The organism is Achromobacter sp. FW305-C-28, assembly GCF_058783235.1.
Window position 1 is genome coordinate 283,528 of sequence record NZ_JBYSYL010000001.1, and the last position, 17,279, is coordinate 300,806.

Genomic DNA, 17,279 nt, shown 5'->3' on the forward strand with positions numbered 1-17,279 from the left:
TGCGTTTGCGTCGAGGGCAGGGCGCTTCTGCCTACGAGATACGACTACCCAAGCTGCGCCTGGCGAGCGGCGAGGTACTGGCCATCGTGGGGGGAAGCGGTTGCGGCAAGAGCACGCTGCTGGAAGGCATCGGCCTGCTGCTGGCGCCTGCGAGCGTGCAGGCCTATACGCTCAATGGCGACATCGATGTCGCTGCGCGGCTGACCCGCAAAGACGAAGCCGCCCTGGCGGCCTTGCGTGCTTCCCGGATCGGATTCGTGTTGCAGACCGGCGGCTTGCTGCCCTACCTGTCGGTGCGAGACAACATCCTGCTGCCGCGCCGCCTGCTCGGGATGCCTGCGCAAGGCGCCCGGATGCAACATGGCATCGAGGTGCTTGGCCTGCAGAACCTGCTGGAAAAGCGGCCGGCGCAGTTGTCCATCGGCGAGCGGCAGCGGGTGGCCGTGGTGCGTGCGCTGTCACACGAGCCGGACGTCTTGCTGGCTGATGAGCCGACGTCCGCGTTGGACCCGGACAACGCGTCCAGGTTGTTCCAGCTGTTTGTCGACCTGGCTCGCGCCGACGACATGGCAACCCTGGTGGTGTCGCATGACTGGGACCTGGTGCGCCAGTTCGGCCTGCCCAGCCTGACGCCGACCTTGTCGCCCGGCCACAGCTCCTTCGGCCTGAGTGAGTCGCTATGACGCGCGCATGGCAGATTGCCCGCCTGGCGGGCCTGGACCTTTGGCACGATCGTCTCGTGACCCTTTGCATGATCGCCACGCTGGTGGCGGTGATTGCGCCGTTGCTGCTGCTGTTCGGCCTGAAGCACGGTGTGGTCAGCGCCATGCAGGACGAATTGTCCAGGGACCCGCGCAACCTGGAAATTCGCATGCTCAGCAGCGGCAGCTACGACCAGGCCTGGATCGAGCAGATGGCCGGCCGGCCGGATGTGGCCTTTGCCGTGGGCATGACGCGATCGCTGAACACGCAGGCCGACTTCATTCATACGCCCACGAAGTTCCTGGAGAACGTGGAAGTGCTGCCCACCGCGGTCGGGGATCCCTTGCTGGCCGGCGTGGACGCGTCCGCGCTGACGGGCACCAGCGTCGTGTTCAGCGCCCAGGCGGCCCAGCGTCTTGATGTTCAGCCCGGCGATACCTTGCGCATGCGGATCGCCCGTCGTCTGAACGGGGTGGACCAGCGCGCCGTGGTGAGTCTCACCGTGCTGGCGGTCTTGCCGGGGCAAGCCTACGAGCGTGCCGCCGCTTTCGTCCTGCCGGCCTTGCTGCGCGATATGGAGTGGTATCGGGACGGCTACGCCGTCGCCTCCCTGGGCGCAAGAGATGGCCAGCCTGTTGAGACGGCCAAAGTGCGATTTGCCCGCGCGCGACTGTATGCCAAGGACCTGGATTCGGTGGAACCCCTGGAAAAAAGCCTGATCGACCAGCGTATCGAAACCAGCAGCCGCCTGGCCGACATTCGCAACGTCAAGGCCATCAACCACTTGTTGACGATGGTATTCACCGTGATTTCAACCACTGCCATCGCCGGTTGCGTGGCGGCCTTGGCAGGGGCGTTCCTGGCCAACGTACGGCGCAAGCGGCGTGACATTGCGACGTTGCGCCTGCTGGGCCTGGGCGGCGCGCAGATCAGCGCCTTGCTGGCCATGCAGGCGATCGCCCTGACCATCGTGGCGATGGGCGTCGGGCTGGCCATCTATGGCGTGGGCAGCGCGACATTCAACAGCCTGCTGGGCGGGGTCAGGTCGCCTGGCCAGCTGGCGTGCCAGATCACGCCGCAGCATGTCGGCCTGGCATTCGTGCTTGCCTTGGGCGTGGCGTTGCTGGCGTCGAGTATCGGCGCGGCGAACGCCAAGCGTATTCAACCCGCGGAGAGTTTGCGTGAAATCTAAATTGCTTGGCCGATATGCGGTTCAGGGCTTGCTGGCGTTGTCGGCATGTCCCGTGGCGCTTGCCGCGGGCGCGCCCGCACCGAAATGGGACGCGCGCTTTTACAACCCCAAGCCAGCCGAAGGCGATATCGTCCTGCCGCTGCCTTGCGATGGCGGCATCGTCTTCAGGAAGGTCGTCGTGCCCGTTGGCGGCCCCTTGGCCGACCTACCCATCCAGGTCGGACAGGAAGGCGGCGCCTACTCCTTCGTCGAAAAGAGTCGTCCGGCGTTCATCGCTGGCGGATTCACGGAAGAGGGCGCGGACAAGAAATCCAGGTTCAGCTATTACCTGATGGCCAAGTACGAGTTGACCATCACGCAGTACCAGGCCCTGACTACCCTGGGCAATGGCGACGCGGCGAAGTGCCCGAACCCCGAAGCGGCGGATGGCCGCTTTCCGGTGACCGAGGCGAACTGGTTCGATGCGTCGCGGATGGCGCACCTGTACAACATCTGGCTGCGTCAGCACGCCAAGAACCTGTTGCCCAAGGAAGACGGAGTCTCCGGATTTGCCCGCCTGCCCACCGAAGTGGAATGGGAGTTCGCGGCGCGCGGCGGCGTCAAGGTCAACGCAGCCGAGTTCGCGGAGCCGCGCTATCCCATGCCGGACGGAACGGTCAATCAGTACGAATGGTTCGGCGGCACGCAATCGTCCAACAGCAAAGTCAACCGCATCGGCGTACTGCTGCCCAACCCGCTGGGCCTGCACGACATGCTGGGCAACGTGTCTGAGATGACCCTGGATGTATTCCGGCTGAACAAATTCGACCGCCAATATGGGTCGGCGGGCAGCTACGCGATTCGCGGTTCGGACTACATGCAGCCCGAATCCGACTTGCGCGCAGCCCTGCGGCGCGAGGGCAATCTCTATGACGAGGACGGCGAGACTCGCGAGAAGACCGTGGGCTTTCGTTGGGTGATTTCTTCGCGCGAAATGACGTCCGCCAAACACGTCAAGGCGCTTGAGGAAAGCTACGGCAAGCTGGGCGATGGCCACATTTCGTCGGACGCCTCCAAGAAAGGGAAGTCGGCCGTGAGCGAATTGAACACGCTTGCCGGCAGCGTCACGGACAAGAAGCTGAAGGAGCAGCTGGCCAGCCTGGAAGGCAAGCTTCGCGCGAGCAACCAGCAGCAGGAAGAGGCGCGCGATCAAGCGATCCGGGCCAGCCTGAACCTGGGTGCCTTCCTGTGTACCAAGCTCAAGGACGATGGCGAGCATCGCAACCTGCTTCGAGAGGTCTACAAGACCACCTGCGAGAGCGGCAATTCGGATGCGACGTGCGAGCGCCGCAAGCAACTCCTGGCCAGCCATGAGCGGCGGGTGGAGGGCGTGACGCAGTACTACGCCAGCAGCCTGGTCGATGCCGCCACGCTGTATGGCGCCGACAACCTGGCCAGGCAGGTGCCCGTTCTGGACAAGATGTTCGAGCAGAACAAGCAGGTCAGCGGTCTGCGCCCCTACCTGGTTGCGTATTGGGCGCACCAGAAAGCCTATCTGGCCAACAAGAAAATCGATCGAGCCGCCTGGCTGGATTCATGCATTGCCGTCAATAAATAACCATTAAGGAGTCTTCATGTCTGTTCTCGTGCGAAATTGGAATCGCATACCCATGGTGTTGGTGATGGTCTGCTCGCTGGCGATCAGCGGATGCGCAAACACGGGAAGTTCTTTGCTGAACAACGGGGTCAAGCCGGACCCCCGGCTGACCCAGGGCAATGATGCGAAGTTCTTCAGCCAGTCCGGCCTGCAGGCTTGCCTGCTGGGCGCGGCGGCGGGGGCGGCGATCGGTCTGCTGGCCGGTGGCAAGAACAAGGCGCCGGCGGCCGTCGTCGGCGCGGTCGCGACTTGCGGCGCGGCTATGGGGGCCAACTATTACCTGGATGCCCGTCGCAGCCAGTACAAGACGACCTACGAACAGCTCAAGGCCATGGGCGACGATATCAAGAGCGACACCCTGAAGGTGCAGGACCGCAGCAATTCCATCAATGCGGTGATGGCCGATGACAAGAAGAAGTTGGCTCAACTGAAGTCGGACATCGCCGCCAAGCAGGCCGACCAGGTTGTCGCGAAGAAAGAACTGGCCCAGATCGACGCCAACATCGGCGCCATCAAGAGCGACCTGACCAGCATGAAGAACCTGGCCAACCAGTACCGCGAAGCGGGTGCCAAGACCAACGGCGCGCCCAAGGATGTGCGGGAAATGCAGCAGCAGCTTGCCGTGCTGGAAAACCAGATCGCCCAGCTCAACAAAGAAGCCGATAGCTACTTTGCCTTGCGCAGCGCCATCGATCTCGGGGAGCAGAAGGCATGAGAAACTTGGCGATTGCGATGAAGCTGGCCGGCCCCGCCCTGGCGCTGGCCGTGTTGTCCGGATGCGCCACCACGGCGGCCGACTGCGACCCCGCCAACAAGGACGCCGGATTCATCACCAAGATGAATTGCGACGTGGGCGGCGGCTATGGTCAGCGTATCGCCCAGGGCGAGAACGACGTGCGCGCGGCTCAGGCGGAAAATGCGCAAGCCAGGCAGGTCCTGGCCGATCTCGAAGCGCAGCGCGCGGCGATCGGCAAGTCCGTGGCGGAAAAGGCCAAGGCGCGCGACGCCTTGTCGGCATCGGTCAAGAAATTGTTGGACCAGGCCAAGGCCAAGTCGCAGCAAAGCGCCGAGCTCAAGCGGCAATTGGCGCAGTCCGAAAAGGCTTTGAAGACGCCGATCAACGTGAATGCGTCGAATGCCGCCCTGGAAGCGCAGATCAAGGCCAAGCAGGAAGAGGTCTACAAGCTGCAGAAGAGCTTGGCGCTCGTTCCGTAATACGCGACTTCGCCCGGCCACCATTCGAGATACTACGATGCAACGTTTTTTGCGAGACCCGAGGGGGAAACTGTCGGAGGCGTGGCTGTCCAGCGTCTACGGCGAGCGGATAGCGCTTATCCGCAAGCATTTTTCCCCGAGCGTTGCCGCGGTATACGCCATCCCGCAGTTAAGCGGCGATGGCGCGCTTGAATGGTGGACGTCGCAGCAGGGCATGGTGACGCCCTATGCGGCGCTGAACGGCGATGCGCAACAAGCGCTCTTACGCGCCTACGACGCGCACCTGGCCACCCTGGATGGCTTGATCGAGGCCTTGCGTGTGCGGGGCTTGACCGAGCAAGCCGAGCAGATCCAGAAGCTGCATACCAAGCCCGTATTGGATACGCTGTATAGCGTCGATGGACGCTTGCTGTTGCGTCTGCAGGACGATCCTGCCCCCCCGCCCGTACCGGCAGCGCTGCCCGAGCCTCCCGCTTCGCGCTGGAAGTGGTTCGCGTTGGGCGGTTTGCTGCTGGCGGCCATGTTGATCGCGCTGTGGTGGTGGTATCGCCATTCAACGGCGCCGGTTCCGCCGGTGGTCGTGCCCGAGCCCGCGCCGGTCGTTGCGCCGGCGCCACAGCCGGAACCCGCGCCTGAACCCAAGCCCGAACCCAAGCCCAAGCCCAAGGCCGAACCCGCGAGGGATTCCGAGTGGCCAACTGAATTGGTCGTGGTGCTGGAAACGGCCGAGCGCATGAAAAAGCCGCCGATGGCGGAGGGCGGGGCGTCGCGTCAGGCCTTGGCCCGCAGCGAGATCGAACGCATCGTCAAGGGGCTGCCGGACGATACCAAAACCCAGTTGATTACGTTTCCTGCCGGCCAATGCGAAGTGCCTGAAGGGCATGGCGTGTTTCCATTGGGAAAGCGTCCCGCGTTGCTGAAAACGGTGCAGGGCGCGCCAAACGAGGGCAAGGCGGCGCTGTCCGAGGGCCTGAAATTGGCGGCAGCTTCCGTGGATGGCATCAAGCGCGACGCCCTGGTGTTCATGTTCGTGGGTGGAACCGATGCGTGCGGGCAGGACCTGTGCGCCGTCGCGACACGCCTGGCCAAGGAAAAGCCAAGGTTGCGGATCAATGTCGTGGACTTGAGCGGCACGCAGTCGGTGGCGTCCTGCCTTTCCAGGCAAGCGCGGGTGGGCGCGTATGTCTGGGGCAACGTGAAGCCGGATGAGAAGAGCGTTGATCTATCCCGGGAAGCCGCCAAGATGCTGGCGCCTGCGGCGGCGCCTGGCAAGGGCCGGGCTTCGCCTTAACGCAGATTGCCGCCAAACGCCACGATCGCCACCACAAAAGTGGCGGCGCCCACCGCCGACCACCCATTCCAGCGTCTGGCCGCCACGGCGTTGCGCCGGCTCATGCCCACCATCACGGTCACCAGCGTCCATAGGCCACTGAACGCCAGCAAGGCCAGCGTGTAGACAAAGCCGGACAGGTCGTAGCCGCCGCCGCCAATCGACGGATAGCCGCTGCTTTTGGGCCACAGCAGATAGATCAGGGTGCCAGCGACGGCGGCAAACAAAGCCAGCCCTATCTGAAATGTGCGGTCTTTGAGCATGGATCGGACCCCGGATGCGCAAAACCGCAGTCTGCCACCATTTCATGTTTGCGACACGGCCGGCGACTCGCCGCGCGGAATGATCGCCGCGCCAGCAGCGTCCATCCACGCGCGGGGTGCGACGGTCTCCTGGCGAACAGCCAATGGCGCAATTCCCTCCATGGGATAGGGGATTTGGTTTTCTGTAATGATAGATATATATAATTAACAAATAGTATTTAATAGTTTTAATGTATTAATCGGATAGGCACCCGGGCCAAGGGTCCGGCTGCCGCAGGAGGTTGTCATGCAGGAATTCCGTTCCCCCCTACGAGCCCTGCGCAGCACGGGTGGTCGGATCATGCTCGGGTTTGCCGTGGTGCTCTGTCTGATGGTGCTGCTGACCGTGGTGGGCATCACCCAGGTCAATCGGATGAATGGCGCGCTGACGGCGATCAATGACGTGCATGGGGTCAAGCAGCGCTATGCCATCACCTTCCGCGGCAGCGTCCATGATCGTTCGATCGCGTTGCGCGATGCGGTGCTGGCCAATCCGGGTGAACTGCGTGCCCTGGCTGCCGACATCGACCGGCTGAAGCGGCAATACGACGACGCGGCCGGCCCGATGGATGCGCTGTTCGCGCCCGGCGCCGACGTATCGAACGTCGAGCGCGAGACGCTGGCCGGCATCAAGGACATCGAGCAGCGCACCTTGCCGCTGGTGGATCGCCTGCTGGCCGCGCTGGAACGCGGCGATGCCACGCAAGCGCGGCCGTTGCTGGACCAGGTTCGGCCGCTGTTCGTGCAGTGGCTGGCCGCGATCAACCGGATGATCGACCTGGAAGAGCGTCTGAGCAAAGAGCAGAGCGATATGGCGCGCCGCGTGGGCATCGACTTCCAGCAGTTGATGCTGGCGTTGACCGGGGTGGCAATTCTGATGGGCGCCGGGCTGGCCTGGCTGATCGCGCGCCGCATCACTCGGGCGTTGGGCGGCGAGCCCGAGGCGCTCAAGCGCGTGGCCCAGTCGGTCAGCGCTGGCGACCTGGCCAGCCCGATCGCGGTTCGGGAGGGCGATGAACACAGCCTTCTGGCGACGCTGGCGCGTATGCAGCGCAACCTGGCGTCGGTGGTGGGCGGCGTGCGCCAGCATGCCGATGCGGTGTCGGTCGTGAGCGTGCAACTGGCCGAGGGCAATGCCGACCTGTCGGCGCGTACCAGCGACGAAGCCCGTGCGCTGCGCCAGACGGCCGAGTCGATGGAAGAACTGACCGGGGCGGTCAAGCGCAATGCCGACGACGCGCAAGCGGCGGGCGTCATGGCGGACCAGGCGATGGACGCAGCGCGCCAAGGCAGCCAGACCATGCAGGCGGTGGTCGACACGATGCAACATCTTTCCAGGGCGTCGACGCAGATTTCCGAGATCACGTCCGTTATTGAAAGCATTGCGTTTCAGACCAATATCCTGGCGCTGAACGCGGCGGTCGAAGCCGCCCGCGCGGGCGAGCAGGGCAAGGGTTTCGCGGTGGTCGCCAGCGAAGTGCGGTCGCTGGCGCAGCGCTCGGCTACCGCCGCCAAGGAAATCAATACGCTGATCACGCAGTCGGCCGACACGGTGCGCCAAGGCATGGACCGGGTGGGCGCCGCCGGCCAGAGCATGGACCTGATCCTGCAGGCGATCACGCAGACCACCGCCACCATGGACAGCATCGTGCAGGCATCGTCCGAGCAGACGGGCCGCATCGAGCACGTGGCGAAGGTCATTGCGCAGTTGGACGAGGACACCCAGAAGAACGCGCGGCTGGTGGAGGAAGCGTCGGCCGGCGCCGAATCGCTGCGGGAACGGGCGGGCGAATTGCGGCAGGCGGTAGCCGCCTTCCGGGTGGGAGATGCGGCCGTGGTCGTCCCGGGTCGTGGGGCGCGGACCCGCGCCGCACGCTTGTTGCCGGCATGACCCCTGGCCGTTGCACTGGCGCATCGCGAAAGCGGCCGCCGGCCATTCGCTCTAAAACTGGAACAGTTTGTTCCGGGGAAAAGTGCGCTTTGCGGGTGGTCGGCGTCTTCTGCGGCCAGTAGAATTTGTTCACTCGCAACCCCTCTATCTACTAGTCGAAAGGCATATCCTCATGAGCAACGCATATATCGACGCACTGAAGAAGCGCCGCACGCAGTATTCGCTGGGCCGCAACCTGACCGCCTCGAAAGAGGAACTGACGACCTTGATCCAGGACGCGATCAAGCACAGCCCGTCTTCGTTCAACTCGCAAAGCTCGCGCGCGGTGATCCTGTTTGGCGCCGAAAGCGAAAAGCTCTGGAACCTGGCCATTGAAGAAGTGCGCAAGGTGGCTCCGGCCGAAGGCTTTGACAAGACCGAAGCCAAGCTCAAGAGCTTTGCCGCGGGTGTGGGCACCGTGCTGTTCTTCGAAGACCAGGACGTGGTGCGCGGCCTGCAAGAGAAGTTTGCGCTGTACGCCGACAACTTCCCGGTATGGTCGGAACAAGCGGGCGGCATGGCCCAGCTGTCGGCCTGGAGCGCGCTGGCCAACGCCGGTGTCGGCGCCAGCCTGCAGCACTACAACCCGCTGATCGACGCCGCCGTGGCGCGCGAGTGGAATGTGCCGGCCTACTGGAAGCTGCGCGCGCAGATGCCGTTCGGCTCGAACGAAAATGGCTTCGGCGAAAAGGCCTTCATGGACGACGCCGAGCGCTTCCGCGTGTTTGGCTGATCCCGCGCTTGCCGGGCGCCAGTCGCCCGGCAACGACGCTGAAACCCGCATGGCCCTGCTTGGGCCCTGCGGGTTTTTTCTTTTTGTGGCTTTCAGGCCAGGGGCAGCGAAACCGCCTGTCCGGCGCCTTTGACTTCCTTCAGCACGAACGAGGTGTACACCTCTTTCACGCCCGGCAGCGCGCCCAGCACGTAGCGCGTCAGGTCGCCGAAGGTGTCCAGGTCGCGGGCGATCACGGTCAGTTGGTGGTCGTAGCGGCCCGAGACGCAGTGGCAGGTCAGCACTTCGGGAATGGTGCGGATGGCGTCCTCGAATGCCCGGACGTGCTCGGCGCCTTTCTTGTCCAGCGAAATCCAGACGAAGGCGGTTACGCCAAATCCCAGTTTCTTGACGTCGACGTCGGCCCGGTAGCCCCGGATGACGCCATCGTCTTCCAGCCGTTTCACGCGCCGCCAGCAGGGTGACGGCGTGAGGGAAACGCGCTCGGCCAATTCGGCGCTGGACAGGCGTCCATCGGCCTGCAAAGCGGCCAGGATCTGCATGTCTGTCGGATCGAAATTCTTGCTTTGCATGATTTTTCCAAGAAATCTGTCTAGGCGGCTATTTCATTCTAAATTTTTACACAAGCCGGCCAAAAATCACGAAATTTCTTCGGTGGATCGCGGATATCTTTGTCGAACTTGAACGGGGTGTGCAACCCCTGAAAAAAATCGATCAAGAGGAGCCGCTGTGAACCATCCCAACCCCATCCGCCAAACCCTGCTGGCGCTCACGCCCACTGAAGGATGCTGGCTGACCCTGGCCAGTCCCGCCGTCGCCGAAGCCATTGCCCACTGCGGCTTTGATTGGCTGGTGGTCGATATGGAGCACGCGCCCAATGACGTCGACAGCACCACGGCGCAGTTGCGAGCGGTGGACGCCGCCCGGGCGCAGGGCGCGACGACGTATGCCGCCGTGCGGGTGACGGCCAACGATCCGGTGCTGGTCAAGCGCGCCATGGATTGCGGCGCGCAGACCATCGTGTTCCCCAACGTCGACACCGTGGACGACGCGCGCCGCGCGATTGCGTCGATGCGCTTTCCGTCCAATGGCAACGGCGGCCTGCGGGGCGTGGCCGGGCTGGTGCGGGCAGGGCGGTATGGGCAGGACCCGGCTTACGTGGCAGAGGCCAACGGGCAGGCCTGCGCAATTCTGCAGATCGAGTCGGCAGAGGCGGTACGCAATATCGACGCCATTGCCGCGCTGCCGGGCGCAGATTGCCTGTTCATCGGCACCGCCGACCTGGCGGCCAGCCTGGGGCACCTGGGCGACATGACGCACGCCGCCGTGGTCGACGCCGTGGATGCCGTGATGCAGGCGGCACGAACCCATGGCAAGGCGGTCGGCATTTTCGCCAACAGCGCCGAGGAAGCGGCTCGCTACCGCCAGCGCGGGGTGCAGTTCATTGCGCTGCATTCCGACGTGGCCTGGCTGGCGCGCGGCGCCCGGCAAGCCCGGGCGCAATTCGCGGCAGCGTGCGCCTGAGCGGCCGCTGACGCCTCATCTTCCTGGCAGATTCCATGATGAACACAGACACGCTTTCCCCCGATCGCTTCCTGGGCGCCCGCAACGCCGTGCGCAGCCTGCGGTCTTCGCAGATCCGCGAGGTCGCCAATGCCGGGCTGGGCAAGCCCGATGTACTGCCCTTCTGGTTCGGCGAACCGGACGAGCAGACGCCGCAGGCCTTCCGCGATGCCGCCATCGCGCACATCGCCTCCGGCCAGACCTTCTATGTGCAGACGCTGGGCACGCCGGCCTTGCGCGAAAGCCTGGCGGCCTACGTCAGCCGCCTGCATGGCCGTCGCGAGGTCGACAACATCGCGGTGACCAGCTCGGGCACGTCGGCGCTGATGACGGCGGTGCAGGCGCTGGTGGGCCATGGCGACCACGTCGTGGCGGTGACGCCGCTGTGGCCCAACCTGGTGGAAATGCCGAAGGTGCTGGGCGCCCGCGTCACCACGGTGGCGCTGGAATTTGCCGAATCCGGCTGGCGCCTGGATCTGGACGCGCTGCTGCGCGCCCTGACCCCGGACGTGCGCGCACTGCTGGTGAATTCGCCGAACAACCCCACTGGTTGGGTGCTGTCCGCCGACGAGCAACGCACGGTGCTGGCCCACTGCCGCAAGCACGGTATCTGGATCATCGCCGACGACGTCTACGAGCGCTATTACTACGACGGCGCGGCGGCGCCCACGTTCCTGGACATCGCCGAACCCGATGACCGGGTGGTCAGCTGCAATTCCTTTTCCAAGGCCTGGCTGATGACGGGATGGCGCATCGGCTGGCTGACGGTGCCGCGCGCGCTGCTGCCCGAGATCGGCAAGCTGATCGAATACAGCAATACCTGCACTCCCGGTTTCGTGCAGACCGCCGCGCAGTGCGCGATTGAACAGGGCGAACCGGTCATCGCGCGAACCGTGGCGCGCCTGCGCACCGCGCGCGACCACCTGGCGTCGCGCCTGCAAGCCGTGCCCGGCGTCACGCTGGCGGGCAGCGCGCCCGGCGCCATGTACACGTTCTTCCGGGTCGATGGCGTGACGGACAGCCTGGCGTTCTGCAAAGACCTGGTCGTGGGCGGCGGACTGGGGCTGGCGCCCGGGGTGGCTTTCGGCCCCGAGGGCGAGGGCTATCTGCGGTGGTGCTATGCCAGCGAGCACGCGCGCCTGGACGAAGGCGTGGCGCGGCTGTCGCGCTACCTGGCGCAGCATCGTGGCCAAGCGGACTGATGAATCCTTGACCGGCCTGCCTGCCTGCCTGCAGGCGTATCGTGCCGGCTTTTCATTGCGGGATATGACCCATGACGCCTCCTGATTTTCCCCTGTCGCTACCCTGGATCGACCGCCTGGTGCGGTTCGACACCACCAGCCGGCTGTCCAACCTGGGGTTGGTTGAAACCGTCAGAGACCACTTGGCGACGGCGGGGCACAGTCCCCGCCTGTTCCACAACGCGGACCAGACCAAGGCCAACCTGTTCGTTACGCTGCCCGCCCACGATGGCGGCACGCAAGGCGGCATCGTGCTGTCCGGGCATACGGACGTGGTGCCCGTCGATGGACAGGACTGGACCAGCGATCCGTTCATGCCCGAAGTGCGCGACGGCAAGCTGTATGGTCGCGGCGTGTGCGACATGAAGGGCTTCATCGGCGTGGCGCTGGCCATGCTGCCCGCCTTCGCGTCGCGGCGCCTGCGGGTGCCGCTGCACCTGGCCTTCAGCTACGACGAGGAAGTGGGCTGCCTGGGGGCCGACGCCATGCTGCGCGAGCTGGCCGGCATCGGCATCCGGCCGGACAGCTGCATCGTGGGCGAACCCACCGACATGCGGGTGATCTCGGCGCATAAGAGCAGCAACCTGTACCGCTGCACGGTACACGGGCACGCCGCACATTCGTCCTTGACGCCGCATGGCGTCAATGCCATCGAGTACGCGGCTCGGGCCATTTGCCACATCCGCGACATGGCGGACGGGCATCGCCACAACGGTCCGTTCGACCGCGACTTCGAGGTGCCGTTCACCACCGCCAACACGGGCTTGATCCGTGGCGGCCTGTCGGTCAACACCATTCCGGACCGCTGCCAGTTTGAATTCGAATTCCGCACTATTCCGGGCGTGCTGGCCGCGGACGTCATCGGTGGGCTGCGCCGCTACATCACCGGCGAATTGCGCGAACGCATCAGGGCCGAAAGCCCGGCGGCGGACATCGAACTGGAAGTCCTGGCCGAAGTGCCGGGTTTCGATACCGAGGCCCAGGCAGAAATCGCCAGGCTGGTGCAGGCGCTGTCCGGCTCGCGGACGACGGAGAAGGTGGCCTATTGCACCGAAGCCGGCCTGTTCCAGCGGGCCGGCATGACCGCCGTGGTGTGCGGCCCGGGCAACCTGCAACAGGCGCACCGCGCCGACGAATACGTGGAGCTGGATCAGATCCGCGCCTGCGAGCGTTTCATGGAAAAGCTTGCGCAACACCTGCAAATGGCCGATTGAACAAGGCCAAGGCATCGTCAACTTGATAAATCAAAGGGAAAGAGCAATGAGTATTTCGCAAAGCGCGCCGCTGGGCGCGGCCAGTGCAGTTCCGTTACCCGCCACGGATTCCCATCGCCGCAAGCAGGCGCGACGCGCGGTGATCGCCGCGTCCATCGGCAATGCGCTGGAATGGTTCGACATGATCGCGTACGGCACGTTCGCGCTGGTCATCGCCAAGCTGTATTTTCCGTCGGCCAGCGAAAGCTCGTCGTTGCTGATGGCGCTGGCCACCTTCGGCGTGTCGTTCCTGATGCGGCCGCTGGGGGCCATCGTGCTGGGCACCTACGCCGACCGTGCAGGCCGCAAGGCAGCGTTGACCGCGTCGATCTTCCTGATGATGATCGGCACGCTCTTGATCGTGCTGGTACCGACCCACGCGCAGATCGGCGTGGCGGCCTCGGTGATCATCCTGGTTGCACGGCTGATCCAGGGCTTTTCCGCGGGCGGCGAATTCGGCAGCGCCACGGCATTCCTCATTGAATATGCGCCGGACCGGCGCGCCTACTACGCCAGCTGGCAGGTCGCCAGCCAAGGCGCGGCCATCCTGCTGGCAGCGGTGTTCGGGGCGGCGCTGCACGCCGGCCTGACGCAAGAGCAGCTGGAAAGCTGGGGCTGGCGCGTGCCGTTCATCTTCGGCCTCTTGATCGCGCCGGTCGGGTATTACATCCGGCGGCACATGGACGAGACCCCCGAATTCAGCGCCGCCGAGGCCTCGGAATCGCCGCTGGGCGACATGTTCGCCGGCCAGAAGCTGCGCCTGGCCGTCACGGTGGGCTTCGTGGCGCTGGGCTCGGTGGGCAACTACCTGGCCCTGTACATGCCGACCTACTCGATCCGCCAACTGGGCCTGCCGGCCACCATCGGCTTCCTGGCGACGCTGGTAACCGGCGTGATCATGACCGTGGGGTCGCCCTTTGTCGGCGCCTGGGCCGACCGCATCGGGCCTGCCCGCATCATGACGACCACCGCCGCGCTTACTGCCTTGCTGTGCTACCCCTTGTTCTACGTGCTGGTGTCGCATCCGACGGTGCCGGTGCTGATGGGCGTGCAGGTGGTGCTGGGCCTGTTGGCCACGGCGTACTTTGCTCCCATGCCCGCCCTGATGTCCGCGATCTTCCCGGTGCAGGTTCGCACGACGGGGCTTTCGCTGGGCTACAACATCGCGGTCACGATATTCGGTGGCTTTGCGCCGTTCGTCCTGACGTGGTTGATCGACAGCACGGGGTCGCGCCTGTCGCCCAGCTATTACCTGATGGCCGTGGCGGTGATGGCGCTGGTGTCGCTGTCGATGGCGCGGGGGCGGTTCAGCCAGCGATAGCGGGGCGCGGGCGGCGGTCACATCTGGCTTGCGTTGATGGTGGCCAGGCGCAACGCGGGATCAAGAAGGCATAATCCTTCTTTTTTCCCGCGCCAAGAAAGGTTCTTCCGTATGACCGACGCCGTACCCATCAGCCAAGCCGACTACGACCTGCCGCTGGAGACGCTGGAATCCCATTTATTGGCCCAGCGCCAGCGCGCCGTGGACGTCATCAAGGACGCCACGCGCACCTGGACCTGGGTGCGCCACGGGTCCTTCCTGGCATCCATCGTGATCGTCGCCATCGAAAAGCTGACGACCGGCAAGGTCGGCGCCCACACCGCGGTGTTCGCCAGCGTGATGCTGCTGATGGCGCTGAGTTTCATCGCAGCGGCCAAGACGCGCCGCATCATCAAGGCCATGGGCAATGGGCAACCCACGCCCAAGTGGGTGCTCAAGCGCATGATCCGCAAAACCATCTTCAAGGGCGCCGACAATTTGCGGGGAACGGCGCGGTTCTATGCCGACCGCTTCGTGCTGGAACAGAATGGCAGCCGCTTCGAATCCGATTATGAAAACGACAAGATCGAACTGATCGCACTGACGCCGGATTATCTGCAGATTATTCCCGTGCAGCGCCAGGACGTAGCCGACGAGGTGTATTTCATTCCGCTGGCCTCGGTGGACAAGCCCGAGCAATTGCTGCAGTTCCTGGGGGGCAAGCCCAATTATGTGGATGCGGCGTGACCTCGAGCTTGGCTCAGAAATGATTCGCGCCGATCACTCGTACGCCTCTTTCGCCGTCGACCACTTGAACGTCCGCTTCCATTTGCCGCCTTGCTGGCGCAACTGGATGTCGAAGTAGCCGTTGGTTTTGCCTGGCAGCATCACCAGCGAATTGCTGGCGTCGGACACGTCATGTTCGCGGGTGCCGTCGGGGTTCCAGTCGCCTGCGATGGACTTGCTGAACGACATGGGTTGGGCGAAGACGGCACGCAGGGTCGTGCCGTCGATGCGGAACAGGTACAGGGCTTCGAAGTCGGCGCCGCCGCCGGAATAGCCTTCGTTCCAGCCGGCGCGCAGGCCGAAAGCCACGCTGTCCGCAGCGATCCTGTAGGGCGCCAGGTCAAAGCGTTTCCAGCTTTGCGGCGGCGACAATCGCGGGGTGCCGGCGTCCGCCATATCCAGATCCATGGGCAGGTCGATGTCGGTGTCGCGCCAGTCGGTCTGCGTGGTGACGGGGCCGTCGGTGCGCGCGACCAGTTTGGGCGCGCCGCCCGCCACCGATTCGAACACGCCGAGCCAGACCTCGTTCTTGTCTTCATCGCGAGATAGATTGTCGCAACCGCCGCCGCCGAATTTCTTGAGCCGGTCGGCGCGTTCGGCCGTAGCGGCCAGGCAAACCAGGGCGACGAACGAGCCGGACCGTTGCGGCCAGGCCTTGGCGCCGGCCACCAGCAGCCGCTTTGGATTCTGGCCGGGCGCCAGCTGCTGCACCAGGAACGCTTCGGTGAACCCCGCCGGCAGTTGCGCGCCCAGGCCGTCTGGCTGGGGCGCGCCGCTCATCTGGGCGTCGTACAGTTTGCGCGCGTCCTGGGTCTTGATGGCGCCGGGCACCTGGTCCAGGGATTGCACCCGGGTGTCCGCCAGCGCCGCGGGCGCATGCAGGGCGTAGATCAGCGGGCAGAGCAGCAGGGCGGAACGCAGGCGCATCGGTGAAACCAGGCGGTTGTTGAGTTGCCTGATTATCGCTGAACCGCGGCGGCTGGCCAGCGGCAAATGCGCTCAGCAAACTGTCAGGAAAACAGCGCCGATGCTTGCGATTTCCGCTTGTTGCTCACGCATCTTCAGTCCGTTTTCCAGCCCCACTTCTTGAAGATGGCACGGCCATCGGCCGATGCCAGATAGTCCACGAAGGCCTGGGCCTGCGGATTGGTCTTGCCGTGGCGGGTGACGACGGCACCGGCATCGCGGTAGATGCGATAGGGTTCTTCCACCGGCACCACGTCGGCCAGCGTGGGGTTCGAGACTTGCCAGATGTTCCAGATCAGCCAGGCGTCGATGCTTTTGTCGTCGGTCCATTGGCTGCGGGCCTGGGCGCTGTTGCCGGCCTCGGGCAGGACCAGGTTGGCGCGGAAGGCGCGCACGGTATCGATATCTCCCAGGCGGCCCGCCACGTCTTCCCACAGGCCGGTCTGGCCTGCGCCGGAAACGGCCATGACCTTGATGCCGGGCTTGAGCAGGTCTTTGAAGCCCTGGATGCCCTTGGGGTTGCCCGGACGCACCAGGATCGCCGACGGCCGCAGATACAGCGTGCGTGCGTCGCGCAGGTCGAACACGCCGGGCAGGGCGGTGGCGAAGCTGCTCATCATGTTCTCGGCGCCGCTGAACAGCACGTCGGCGTTCTGCCTGGCCTGTTCCGCCCAGGCCGGGGTAGGTCCAGCGGTGACATTGACCTGGATGCCGTGTTGTTTGCCGAAGGCCTGGGCGGCTTCTTTCATGGCGGGGGCGGGGCCGCCGGGACCGTAGACATTCAGGTCTTGCGCGGCCCAGGCAGGGTGGGCGGCCAGGGATGCCAGCGCCATGACGGCGCTGGCCAGCAGCTTGTTCGACTTCATATCGGGAAGGCTCCGGCGATGCCGGCCTGCGCCCGGACTGCGCGCGGCCGGCGGGTGGGGGAATGGACAGGGCGCCGGTGCGGCGCGGGGTCCTTCACCGGTATGGACGTTGCCGCACGCCCGAATATTCCATGCGTGATGCGTGCCGCTTTCGCAGATTGATTCCAAGTGCGACATGATCTCTTGCAAAAGCCTGGGTTTTGCCCCTAAAAAAATCGGACACAAGCCCAGCCGGCCTGGTATTTCGGTCTATATTTCCGGGGC

At 64.7% G+C, this 17,279-nt stretch carries 17 protein-coding genes; 13 read left to right on the forward strand and 4 right to left on the reverse strand.

Going from position 1 to position 17,279, the window contains the following annotated elements; all coding sequences use genetic code 11:
- Nucleotides 1–5 precede the first annotated feature (5 nt).
- From AC3WMR_RS01305 to AC3WMR_RS01330, 6 genes are all read left to right on the forward strand, one after another.
- Nucleotides 6–683, forward strand: coding sequence for an ABC transporter ATP-binding protein (locus tag AC3WMR_RS01305; RefSeq protein ID WP_492262355.1), 678 nt, complete (start codon nucleotides 6–8; stop codon nucleotides 681–683).
- On the forward strand, nucleotides 680–1,894 hold the full coding sequence (locus AC3WMR_RS01310; RefSeq protein ID WP_492262356.1) for an ABC transporter permease: 1,215 nt from the start codon (nucleotides 680–682) through the stop codon (nucleotides 1,892–1,894). Before AC3WMR_RS01305 ends, AC3WMR_RS01310 begins: the two co-directional genes overlap by 4 nt.
- Nucleotides 1,884–3,491, forward strand: a complete 1,608-nt coding sequence (locus tag AC3WMR_RS01315; RefSeq protein WP_492262357.1) for a formylglycine-generating enzyme family protein — start codon at nucleotides 1,884–1,886, stop codon at nucleotides 3,489–3,491. Before AC3WMR_RS01310 ends, AC3WMR_RS01315 begins: the two co-directional genes overlap by 11 nt.
- A gap of 112 nt (nucleotides 3,492–3,603) precedes the next feature.
- Nucleotides 3,604–4,245: a hypothetical protein gene (locus AC3WMR_RS01320; protein ID WP_492262358.1), complete on the forward strand. Its 642-nt coding sequence runs from the start codon at nucleotides 3,604–3,606 to the stop codon at nucleotides 4,243–4,245.
- Nucleotides 4,242–4,745, forward strand: coding sequence for a hypothetical protein (locus tag AC3WMR_RS01325; protein WP_492262359.1), 504 nt, complete (start codon nucleotides 4,242–4,244; stop codon nucleotides 4,743–4,745). The genes AC3WMR_RS01320 and AC3WMR_RS01325 overlap by 4 nt, the downstream gene beginning before the upstream one ends.
- A 37-nt stretch (nucleotides 4,746–4,782) precedes the next feature.
- Nucleotides 4,783–6,036 carry a vWA domain-containing protein gene (locus tag AC3WMR_RS01330; RefSeq protein ID WP_492262360.1) on the forward strand — a complete coding sequence of 418 codons (1,254 nt, stop codon included), beginning with the start codon at nucleotides 4,783–4,785 and terminating at the stop codon, nucleotides 6,034–6,036.
- Here AC3WMR_RS01330 and AC3WMR_RS01335 read toward each other — a convergent pair.
- A complete protein-coding gene (locus tag AC3WMR_RS01335) occupies nucleotides 6,033–6,338 on the reverse strand; it encodes a hypothetical protein (RefSeq protein WP_492262361.1) in 306 nt (101 codons plus the stop codon). The genes AC3WMR_RS01330 and AC3WMR_RS01335 overlap by 4 nt on opposite strands.
- A gap of 286 nt (nucleotides 6,339–6,624) precedes the next feature.
- Between AC3WMR_RS01335 and AC3WMR_RS01340 the strand changes: the two genes are divergently transcribed.
- Together AC3WMR_RS01340 and AC3WMR_RS01345 are read left to right on the forward strand one after the other, a co-directional pair.
- Nucleotides 6,625–8,268, forward strand: a complete 1,644-nt coding sequence (locus AC3WMR_RS01340; protein WP_492262362.1) for a methyl-accepting chemotaxis protein — start codon at nucleotides 6,625–6,627, stop codon at nucleotides 8,266–8,268.
- Nucleotides 8,269–8,440: 172 nt separating this feature from the next.
- A complete protein-coding gene (locus tag AC3WMR_RS01345) occupies nucleotides 8,441–9,040 on the forward strand; it encodes a nitroreductase family protein (RefSeq protein WP_492262363.1) in 600 nt (199 codons plus the stop codon).
- A 92-nt stretch (nucleotides 9,041–9,132) separates the two neighbouring features.
- Here the strand turns inward: AC3WMR_RS01345 and AC3WMR_RS01350 are convergent, their stop codons facing one another.
- Nucleotides 9,133–9,612, reverse strand: a complete 480-nt coding sequence (locus AC3WMR_RS01350) for an Lrp/AsnC family transcriptional regulator (protein ID WP_025136953.1) — start codon at nucleotides 9,610–9,612, stop codon at nucleotides 9,133–9,135.
- A 157-nt stretch (nucleotides 9,613–9,769) separates the two neighbouring features.
- Here AC3WMR_RS01350 and AC3WMR_RS01355 point away from each other — a divergent pair, with 157 nt between their 5' ends.
- From AC3WMR_RS01355 to AC3WMR_RS01375, 5 genes are all read left to right on the forward strand, one after another.
- Nucleotides 9,770–10,564: an HpcH/HpaI aldolase family protein gene (locus AC3WMR_RS01355; protein WP_492262364.1), complete on the forward strand. Its 795-nt coding sequence runs from the start codon at nucleotides 9,770–9,772 to the stop codon at nucleotides 10,562–10,564.
- Between the two features lie 35 nt (nucleotides 10,565–10,599).
- Nucleotides 10,600–11,805, forward strand: a complete 1,206-nt coding sequence (locus AC3WMR_RS01360; protein ID WP_492262365.1) for a pyridoxal phosphate-dependent aminotransferase — start codon at nucleotides 10,600–10,602, stop codon at nucleotides 11,803–11,805.
- Nucleotides 11,806–11,876: 71 nt separating this feature from the next.
- Nucleotides 11,877–13,058, forward strand: a complete 1,182-nt coding sequence (gene argE / locus AC3WMR_RS01365; protein ID WP_492262366.1) for an acetylornithine deacetylase — start codon at nucleotides 11,877–11,879, stop codon at nucleotides 13,056–13,058.
- A 46-nt stretch (nucleotides 13,059–13,104) separates the two neighbouring features.
- Entirely contained in the window at nucleotides 13,105–14,418 is a 1,314-nt protein-coding gene (locus AC3WMR_RS01370) for an MFS transporter (protein WP_492262367.1), read from the forward strand.
- A 111-nt stretch (nucleotides 14,419–14,529) separates the two neighbouring features.
- Nucleotides 14,530–15,144: a hypothetical protein gene (locus AC3WMR_RS01375; RefSeq protein ID WP_492262368.1), complete on the forward strand. Its 615-nt coding sequence runs from the start codon at nucleotides 14,530–14,532 to the stop codon at nucleotides 15,142–15,144.
- 33 nt (nucleotides 15,145–15,177) lie between these two features.
- On the opposite strand, the gene AC3WMR_RS01380 is transcribed toward AC3WMR_RS01375, so the two are convergent.
- Together AC3WMR_RS01380 and AC3WMR_RS01385 are read right to left on the reverse strand one after the other, a co-directional pair.
- On the reverse strand, nucleotides 15,178–16,110 hold the full coding sequence (locus AC3WMR_RS01380; protein ID WP_492262369.1) for a hypothetical protein: 933 nt from the start codon (nucleotides 16,108–16,110) through the stop codon (nucleotides 15,178–15,180).
- Between the two features lie 134 nt (nucleotides 16,111–16,244).
- Nucleotides 16,245–17,015, reverse strand: coding sequence for an extracellular solute-binding protein (locus AC3WMR_RS01385; protein ID WP_492262370.1), 771 nt, complete (start codon nucleotides 17,013–17,015; stop codon nucleotides 16,245–16,247).
- Nucleotides 17,016–17,279 lie beyond the last annotated feature (264 nt).